The sequence below is a fragment of the Devosia crocina genome, from assembly GCF_900116545.1.
GTDB lineage: Bacteria > Pseudomonadota > Alphaproteobacteria > Rhizobiales > Devosiaceae > Devosia > Devosia crocina.
In genome coordinates this window covers 1,955,568-1,963,998 of sequence record NZ_FPCK01000001.1, presented here as the reverse complement: position 1 = coordinate 1,963,998, position 8,431 = coordinate 1,955,568, and the positions used below count along the sequence as shown (strand labels likewise).

General features: G+C 58.4%; 7 protein-coding genes. 4 read left to right on the top strand and 3 right to left on the bottom strand.

Annotation, left to right across the window (positions count from 1 at the left end; all coding sequences use genetic code 11):
* The 4 genes from BM364_RS09640 to BM364_RS09630 form a co-directional block, all read left to right on the top strand.
* On the top strand, positions 1 to 290 hold a 290-nt coding region (locus BM364_RS09640), incomplete at its 5' end, for a DUF421 domain-containing protein (RefSeq protein WP_139232560.1).
* A 374-nt stretch (positions 291 to 664) separates the two neighbouring features.
* Positions 665 to 1,855: a helix-turn-helix domain-containing protein gene (locus tag BM364_RS09635; protein WP_092423677.1), complete on the top strand. Its 1,191-nt coding sequence runs from the start codon at positions 665 to 667 to the stop codon at positions 1,853 to 1,855.
* A 122-nt stretch (positions 1,856 to 1,977) separates the two neighbouring features.
* A complete protein-coding gene (locus BM364_RS18595) occupies positions 1,978 to 2,259 on the top strand; it encodes a hypothetical protein (protein ID WP_139232559.1) in 282 nt (93 codons plus the stop codon).
* Positions 2,260 to 2,320: 61 nt separating this feature from the next.
* Positions 2,321 to 5,719: a GAF domain-containing protein gene (locus BM364_RS09630; RefSeq protein ID WP_092423675.1), complete on the top strand. Its 3,399-nt coding sequence runs from the start codon at positions 2,321 to 2,323 to the stop codon at positions 5,717 to 5,719.
* Positions 5,720 to 6,481: 762 nt separating this feature from the next.
* On the opposite strand, the gene BM364_RS09625 is transcribed toward BM364_RS09630, so the two are convergent.
* The 3 genes from BM364_RS09625 to BM364_RS09615 are packed head-to-tail and all read right to left on the bottom strand — an operon-like array spanning position 6,482 to position 8,396.
* A complete protein-coding gene (locus tag BM364_RS09625; protein ID WP_092423673.1) occupies positions 6,482 to 7,006 on the bottom strand; it encodes a hypothetical protein in 525 nt (174 codons plus the stop codon).
* Positions 7,003 to 8,118, bottom strand: a complete 1,116-nt coding sequence (locus tag BM364_RS09620; protein WP_139232558.1) for a tyrosine-type recombinase/integrase — start codon at positions 8,116 to 8,118, stop codon at positions 7,003 to 7,005. Before BM364_RS09620 ends, BM364_RS09625 begins: the two co-directional genes overlap by 4 nt.
* A gap of 14 nt (positions 8,119 to 8,132) precedes the next feature.
* Positions 8,133 to 8,396 (bottom strand): helix-turn-helix transcriptional regulator, encoded by a 264-nt coding sequence (locus BM364_RS09615; RefSeq protein WP_092423669.1) that lies wholly within the window; start codon positions 8,394 to 8,396, stop codon positions 8,133 to 8,135.
* Between the last annotated feature and the right edge of the window lie 35 nt (positions 8,397 to 8,431).

The window sequence follows — 8,431 nt, the reverse complement described above, 5'->3', positions numbered from 1 at the left end:
AAGGGGCCGTGGCGCTGGGCCTGCTGATCCTCATGCAGTATCTGGTGACGTTCGCCTCAGTTCGTTGGCCTGGTTTCGCCCAGGCTGTTCGGTCTAAGCCGACGCTCTTGGCGCATGACGGGGCATTTTGCTACGAAGCCATGAAGCGCGAGCGCGTTACGCGTGATGAAGCCTTGAGCGCCGTACGATCCGCAGGCGGTCAAGATATCGAGCGCGTCAAGTATTTAGTTCTCGAGAGCGACGGTACCATGATCGCTGCGCTGTTTCCTGATCCCCTAGATCCAGCTTAGCGCAGCCAGCGGGAGCCAACGAGCGTGACCATGTACTAGGACCATAGGCGGAGATTTTCCTCCTCAACAGCCGTCTAAGCGCCCTCATCTCCGTCTGCCCCATCTTAATGATTGCTTATGCTTCATTGTTGGGCAAGTGCAATCTCCGCAATACAATCCGAAAGATCGCTGTCAAATATCGACCTAGGGGTAAACATTCACGGGCTTCGCTCCACATATCGCAGGAATTGAGTGCCATCGTAACCAACATAGGCTAAAGTGATTGAGCTGATGTGGACCGGCACAGAGTGATCCGGTCGGTTGGGGAGCCCCACACCCGCCGTACGTGAATGTGAACACCCACCAATGTGGGGCAGCATTACGGGACGAAGATCATGCATCCAGTTGCGGTTAAGCTCTCCTCGTTCGTTAGTCTGAGTAACGAAGAAGTCAGCGCCCTATCTGAGGCCATGGCGAACACTTTCGTGGTCCCAAGCAGGACCTCGCTTGTTTCCCAGGGCGACAGGCCCCAAGAACTCTATTTTCTGCTTGATGGCATGATGCTGCGGCACAAGGAACAAGCAGATGGAACGAGGCAGATCCTGTCGATTCTCATGCCTGGGGATTCTTGCGATATCGGGGTAACGCTGCTGGATAGGCGTGATCATTCCATCACTTCAGCCGCACCGTGCAAGGTAGCCCGCGTTTCGGACGCGTCGATCGAGGTGCTGTCATCCAATTACCCTAAAATTCGCGCTGCCTTGCGATGGGCCACGCTTTCGGACGAGTCGATAACGCGTGAGTGGCTTGTCAATGTCGGGCAGCGTGAAGCGGTTGAGAGAACGGCACATCTTTTCTGCGAACTTTTTCATCGCAATCTCGCGATTGGGAAAGTCGAAGGTCAAACCATTGCGCTGCCGTTGACGCAGAGTGAACTTGCAGATGTGCTCGGCATCAGCGCAGTACACATGAACCGGGTGCTGCAGGAAATGCGTGCTCTCAACCTGCTGCGCCTGTCGGATGGCCTTCTGACTATACCCTCGCTCCGCAAGCTGGAGGAAACGGCTGGCTTTGATCCCGATTATCTTCACCTCGATGCGCGCTTCGAAAACGCAAGGGGCACTGTGCTTCTTCGAGAAGGAGAGGCGGCCATAGACGGCCGCATCGCCGCTGCGCTGGTGGGTTCCGTACAGCAACAGCTACGACAGCCAAAAAACCCAGCCGAAGAAGACGGCCCTCTTAAGGGTCAAACTGTTCTGATCGTCGAGGACGATTTTTACGCCGCGACGGAAACTGTAGCTACTCTTAGTTCAGCCGGTGCCGCAATCATGGGGCCTTACGCCAACGAAGCTGATGCTTTCGACCGCATCTTGCATCAACTGCCGGACGTTGCGGTGCTGGACATCGGGCTCAGCGGTGAACCGGCCTTCGAACTAGCCAGGGTACTGAAGGAGGCAGGCGTACCGTTCCTTTTCGCCACCGCCTATGAGCGATCGCACCTGCCCACCGATCTATCCAGAACGCCCCACGTCCTCAAGCCGTTTGCGGGGAACGAACTAATTGAGCAGGTGCGTACCATTGCCTGACCGTCGCATGTCCACAATCGGGTATCTTTGCGGAGCTTCGCCGCATCGTCTTACCTTTACTGATCTTTGTTAGTGCGCGATCGATTTGATGCTCCTAGGCTCTTTCTTAGAGGAGAGTCACGATGATCAGCGAAAACAAGCATCTACACACGGTGATAACTACAGCAATGAATGCGGCGATTGCATTCGAACCGCACGCCAGGCACCCGCGTGTTCCAGTTAATCGGGTCACCAGCAACGTAATGCTTTCGGCTCACCTGGGCAGCGAGGACCGATCTAGCATATTAGGCGAAGTCTGCACTGCTGCCCTGCAATGCGGCTATGTCGTTGAATTTGAAGTCGAAGACGAGGCAAGGCCCAGACATGTGAGAGAACAAACGCCGGAAAGAGCCTCAACGCTCTGATCCAGACCTGAATGCGCGCTGTTTGGTCCAGGTGATTTTCTCGGTAGAGCGACAGGAGTCTATGTCGTTGGAAGAGCGGTACCGCAGTGCGGATGACGTAATTGCCACAGACCGGCTGAGCGAAAGACCTAGCCGCCCGCCGGATTATGCTGCCGAGAACCGGGTCCTGCAGGCGCTGGCAGCAGAATTGGCGGAGCGTCCGGAGAACCTGCTCCAGAAGCTCGCGGAAACACTTGTCCAACTCGGCGTGGCTGATTCCGCTGGCATCAGCATTGAAGAAACGGCCGGGGTCCGCCAATTTCGCTGGGTTGCTCTGGCTGGCGTCTGGAGCCAATTCCGATGGGGTACCATACCCTTCGACGCCAGCCCCTGTGGCATAGCGGTCGAGCGCGACAAACTCATCTTGATAGAAAGCCCTGAGCGCTTCTTCCCCGGCGCGAATGCGGAACCGCTGATCCATGAAGGCCTGCTTCTGCCGTTCCATGCGAGAGGCAGGCCGGTCGGTACCATTTGGATCAATGCCCACAACCCCACGCGCAAGTTTGACCGGGAGGATGCTCGACTGCTCGAGGGCCTCGCCCGCTTTGCCTCGGCGGGATACCAGATGTCGCTCGCCCTTCGGGCTGCAGAGGCTGGAAGGTCGGAAAGCGACGCACGTCTTCGCGCGAGCGAGAAGCAGCAGGCGTTTCTGCTCGAGCTGTCCGACTCCCTACGCGGGCTTGCAGATCCTATCGCTATCGAGGAGCAGGCAACAAGGCTTCTGGCCCGGCAACTCGATGTCAGCCGCGCTGTTTACGCTACCTTCGTCGTTGAAGGCGGCCGGGAATACGTCGTTATCGAACGCGAGCATCGCGCGCCCGGCACGCCAAGCCTTGTGGGGCGCCACCTAGCCGAAGCGACGAGTGATGACAACGAGTCGCTACGCGCCGGGAGGGCGACAGTCATTCCCGATATCGAAACAGAGCCGATGAGCGAGGCAAGGCGTGCGGGATGGCAAGCGCTCGGCGCCCGGGCGCGCATGGGTGTCCCGCTGGTTAAAGAGGGTCGCCTGGCGGTGGTGCTTGGCGTGCAAGATTCTGCTCCGAGAGCCTGGACGCCGCAGGACGTCGAACTGGTTCGAGAGGTCGGCGAACGTACATGGGCGGCGATTGAGCGCGCCCGAGCAGAGGGGGCGCTGCGGACGAGCGAGGAGAAGTATCGCACTCTATTTGAGACGATGGGTCAGGGGTTTATCGAACTGAAGGTGATCCACGATCAGAAAGGCGAGCCAGTCGACCTTCAATACATCGAGCTGAATCCGGCTTTCGAGCGGCAGTTTGGGGTTCCGGTTGGCTTAGCAAGAGGAAAGCGAGCGAGCGAGTTCTTCCCAGGCTTTGACCCCAGCTGGGCACAGGCATTCGATCGCGTTGCACAAACAGGCCAGCCGGAGCGCATTGAGCAAATCCTTGTGAACGACCGCTGGTTCGAGGTGTTTGCTCACCCTACAGCGGGGGGCCATGTGGTGGCTCTCTATGACGACGTTACGCAGCGAAAACGAGCTGAAAAGGTGCTGCGTGAGAGCGAGGAGAGACAAGCCTTCCTTCTCGAGCTGAGCGACACGCTGCGGCCACTCTCTAGCGCGCATGAGATTCGTCGAGCGGCAATGGATGTTGTTGGACAGCAACTCGGCGTGGACTGCGTGGTCTATGGTGATATTTCGCCTGACACCCGGACGGGGATCGCACCTTATGCGTACACTCGCGACGATCTCCCGCCGATCGCGGGGGCATATGACATGGACTCGTTCGGCCCGGCCGCTGCAGCCATGCGCGAGGGGACTACGTACATCCTCCGGGACGTTGAGAACGACCCGGCCTACCCTGTAGAGAAGAGAGCCCCGTATCGGGCCCTGGGGGTGCGGGCGATTGTCGCGGTGCCGCTGATCAAAAAAGGACGGTGGGTCAGCACGATCATTGCCTACCAGCGCGAGCCGCGCCGGTGGACATCCCAAGAGGTCGACTTGCTGCAGGAGACGTTAGAGCGAACCTGGGATGCGGTTGAGCGCGCCCGTACCGAGGACGCGTTACGTGAAAGCGAGGAACGCTTCCGACAGTTCGCCGACGCATCGTCCGGGGCGCTGTGGATTCGCGATGCGACGACCCTAAAGATGGAGTATGTCAGTCCTGCCATAGCCGACATCTATGGGGTCAAACCTGAGACCTTCCTGGACGGGGTAGAGGTCTGGGCTTCCTCGATCGTGCCCGAAGATCGCGATGTCGCTCTCGAGCATCTTGACCGGGCACGACAGGGTGAAGCAGTGGTGCATGAATTTCGCATCCAACGGGCCAGCGACCAGGCCTTCAGGTGGATCAGAAACACGGACTTCCCCCTTTACGACGCAAGCGAACAGATCGAGCGCATCGGCGGCATCGCCGAAGATGTGACCGAGACCAAAATCGCTATCGAGCATCAGGGCGTTCTGCTGCACGAATTACAACATCGTGTCCGCAATCTCATGGGTATAATCCGCTCGATCGGCAACCGCAGCGCGAATGGCGCAAATTCGGTCGAGGACTACAGGGTCGCTCTCGAAGGTCGAATGCTGGCGCTGGCACGCGTCCAGGCGCTACTGACCCGGGAAGCCAATGCCGGGGGTTGGCTGCGCGACATCATTGAGAGTGAGGTCAAGGTTCAAGCGAATCATCAGCATCAGTTCGAATTAGTGGGGCCCGACATCATGCTCGCACCCAAGGCTGTCGAAGTGCTGACGCTGGCGCTTCACGAACTCTCAACCAATGCGCTCAAGTATGGCGCCTTCTCCGTGCCGGAAGGACGGCTGGTGGTAAGCTGGTCGCCTTTCGAGAAACGAGGTACCCAGTGGCTCGGCCTTGATTGGGTTGAAACTGGTGCGCCGCAACGGGCGCCCTCTACACGCCGCGGCTTCGGCAGCGAGTTGATCGAAGCGCGCATCCCTTATGAACTTGGTGGCACGAGCAAGGTCAGCATTGAGCCTTCCGGCGCTCGCTGCCGAATGGAGTTTCCGCTCAAGGACGCAGAAAGCATTCTGGAGACAGACAGCCCTGTTCCGACGTCTACCTTTGGAGGAACCATCGACATGACCGGAGCGCCAGACCTGAGCGGAAGAACAATCCTCGTCGTCGAGGACGATTATTACCTGGCATCGGATACCGCCGCCGCCCTGCGCGGCGCAGGCGCCACTGTGTTGGGGCCATACTCGAGCGAGGAGTCGGCACTCGCCATGCTGGATGAAGCAACGCCCAGCCACGCAGTGCTCGACCTTAATTTGGGAGGTGGGGGACCGCGGTTTGAGGTTGCTAAGTCACTTAGGCACAGGGGAGTCCCCTTCGTCTTTCTCACTGGCTACGATCCAGAGGTGATCCCTACCGATCTCGTTGATGTCACACGGCTCCAGAAACCGGTGCCATTCAAATCAATTGTTGAAGCGGTGAGTCAGCTATGAGCTGCCAGTAACCTAGAGCGGACAGTCCCCTTTTCACCCGGACGCCGCCGGTCTCCAGACAACGGCGATCTGACGCCGAAGAGGCCGTCAGCGGCATGCGCCAGGTCATCGACAGCGCGACACTGGAGATGAGCGGTGTCCACTGGGGCTATGACGGCAAAGTCGTGTCTTGGTGACCTGAGAGGGAATTGATTCGCCGGTCTGCTGGCACAGGGTTGACTGTGGGTGGGGCAACTAAGATAGGCTGCAAGCATCCGTTCTTGAGACTTCGCAGCCGAAAGCTGCCTGTCCGCAAGCCACCCCTAATCTGCCTGATCTGCCCACAGCAATCTGCGCACATCCTATTGGAGCGTGCACAGACCTAGACGGTTTTCCGAACGCCTTAACCCATAACGGCTCAAGGCTGCTCGCCCACGTGCAGAGTTCCCAACAGGCTGTTCGGTCTCACCAGCGACACTAACGAGAGATGGAGCAGGTAGATGGCTCACCAAATCGTGGAGTTCACGTCCACGCAATAATACCAAAATCGCCGTTCTGGTCCAAACCATTAGAAAGGGTCCGAAGTACCCGCAAAACTGAGATAAACCCAATCGATTTGGGCGGCAAAAGTGCCTTCTGGTCAAAACCAATCGCAATTCAACACAGGAGGAGTGGCGATCCCGACAGACATTGACCTTTTTAGTCAAATCAGTGGGTTAGGCATCGAGTGAGACCATTTCGGCTTGTTGAAATCATTAGCTTTTCGGAATGGGGTGTCTCACTTCACGTTTTTATTTTGCGTTGCGCTTCTCGGCTAATCGCTACCCATTCACCCGCGATTCGCATTGCAATCATGCCGCTGACCGATTGATATCCGCCGTGGAAAGTCAGGGTCGATACCCCTATACCCACGGCAGCAGCCGCAGCGCGAAGCTTTTTGACGTGCTCCATTTGTGCGGTCTCTACGTGGATCTTGTGAGCATAATCGTTACGGATGTGCGCCATCCATTTGCTGGCTTGGGCCAGTTTCTCAGGAATCAGTCCAAGAGAGACGCACATATCAACGCGCGGTGCAAAGCTGCCGAGTGCGCCGTTCTTGAGCGGGTTCAGGAGTGTATCGGTAGCAGGGCAAGGCGCTAGAAACAGTCTGAGAGTGTGCTCGATTGCGGTTTCGATCATTGCCATTGAGAGCATAATCGTTGCTCTAGGGCTTGCGGTCTTTTGCTCACTCATCACAGTTTCTATGCTGGCGCCGAAAGCGCGGAACAGCGCATGCAGTTCCTCAGATGTGTCAGCATTTTCTGTCATGAACGCCGAACCTTCATTTCGGTTAGCGTGATCAGCTTGGCCCCATCGGTCGCCAGCTTTTTGCGAGAGGCGGCGCGGGTGTAGTGGTCGGCTTGGGCCGATGTGGTCCATCCGAAGATGGCTTGAAGCTGCTGCGAAGTCGCGCCAGATTCGGCGGCAATCACGGCTCCGGCCTTGCGCAGGCCGTGAGCGCTGCAATGGCGCAGGCCTGCCTGGTCGCACCAGTCGCGCATCGCGTTTCCCAAACCGTTTGCGGTATAGGGGCGATCGTGTTCCGTCTGCAGAATCGTTAGCTGCGTTTTCGGTAGATTGTCGATCGCGTCGGCTAAAGGGCCGAGCAGGGGAATGTCGACGGTGACGCCGCTCGAGCCTTTGGTCTTGTTCGGTGTCAAGCGGATGCGCCGCTCGCCCTCAGCCTCGTAGACATGGCGGCGGTTGAAGATCGCAGCATCGCCCTTGCGGAAGCCGGTGAAGAGGAAGATGCGCAGCGCGAGGTCGGCTTTTGTGCCGGGTGCATGCCGCTCCTGATATTTTCTGATCTCGTCAATCGTCCAAGTGTGGAAGCCTTCGCTCTTCACTTTGAGCTTGGGGCACTTGTCGGCCGGATTGTTTGTCGCGATGCCGGCGCCGATGGCCCAATTATACATGGCGCTGATCGTCTTAACGCGGCGGTTGGCGGCGTTGGGGAGTGCCGACTTCTCGTCGCGCAGCTGGGCGACGTGCTTGAGCTGCATGCCAGCATAGGTCAGATCGCCATTGCGCGTTCCATTGGCCGAGAGGGTCGCGCTGTCGCAGATCTCGGTGAGAACGCCCTCGATGGTGTTGCCGTAGGCTTCGCTCCAGCTATCCCGGTTGCGGCGCAGGAACTCCAGCGCCAGCCACTTGAGCGAGCCGGGCTTGGCTTTGATGCTTGGCTTTATCGCGGGCTTGGGCGCATCGCCCGAAAACGGAATGCCCAGCTCGGCGCAGCGGACTTCCTCGCGGAAGGCCTCGGTGTTGGGGGCAGAGTGGATGCGGATCTTCTTCTGGCCCTTGCGCCGGAAGTAGTAACGGTCGTTGCCGCGATGATCAGGGTCATAGACCAGACCTTTGATATTGAATTCGAGCTTCACGGAGGGGCCCACGGTCAGTTCCAATCGCTGACCGCGGACCCTGCCTGATTAGCCGCCATGAGGGAAGCGCCTTCGTGCGGCAACTCGTCAAAGGCGCGGTCGATTTCGTGAATGTCCCAGATCTTGCGCGTCTCGGCCATGCGTGGGCGCGGCATGGCGCCAGCCTCGACCAGCTTGTCGAAGGTGCTGGCGCTGATGCCGATATAGGCTGCAGCCTGCTCCCGGTTAAGCCCACGTGGCGCCAAGCGCTGATCTCGGGCGCGAAGCGGTTCGCTCATGATCAAGGCCGTTTATTGATGGCAAAGCCAACAGC

Excerpts from the sequence above, each read along its gene's own strand:
- BM364_RS09615 (WP_092423669.1), bottom strand. The coding sequence starts at position 8,396 with ATGAGCGAACCGCTTCGCGCCCGAGATCAGCGCTTGGCGCCACGTGGG.
- BM364_RS09625 (WP_092423673.1), bottom strand. The coding sequence starts at position 7,006 with ATGACAGAAAATGCTGACACATCTGAGGAACTGCATGCGCTGTTCCGC.
- BM364_RS18595 (WP_139232559.1), top strand. The coding sequence starts at position 1,978 with ATGATCAGCGAAAACAAGCATCTACACACGGTGATAACTACAGCAATG.
- BM364_RS09630 (WP_092423675.1), top strand. The coding sequence starts at position 2,321 with ATGTCGTTGGAAGAGCGGTACCGCAGTGCGGATGACGTAATTGCCACA.
- BM364_RS09635 (WP_092423677.1), top strand. The coding sequence starts at position 665 with ATGCATCCAGTTGCGGTTAAGCTCTCCTCGTTCGTTAGTCTGAGTAAC.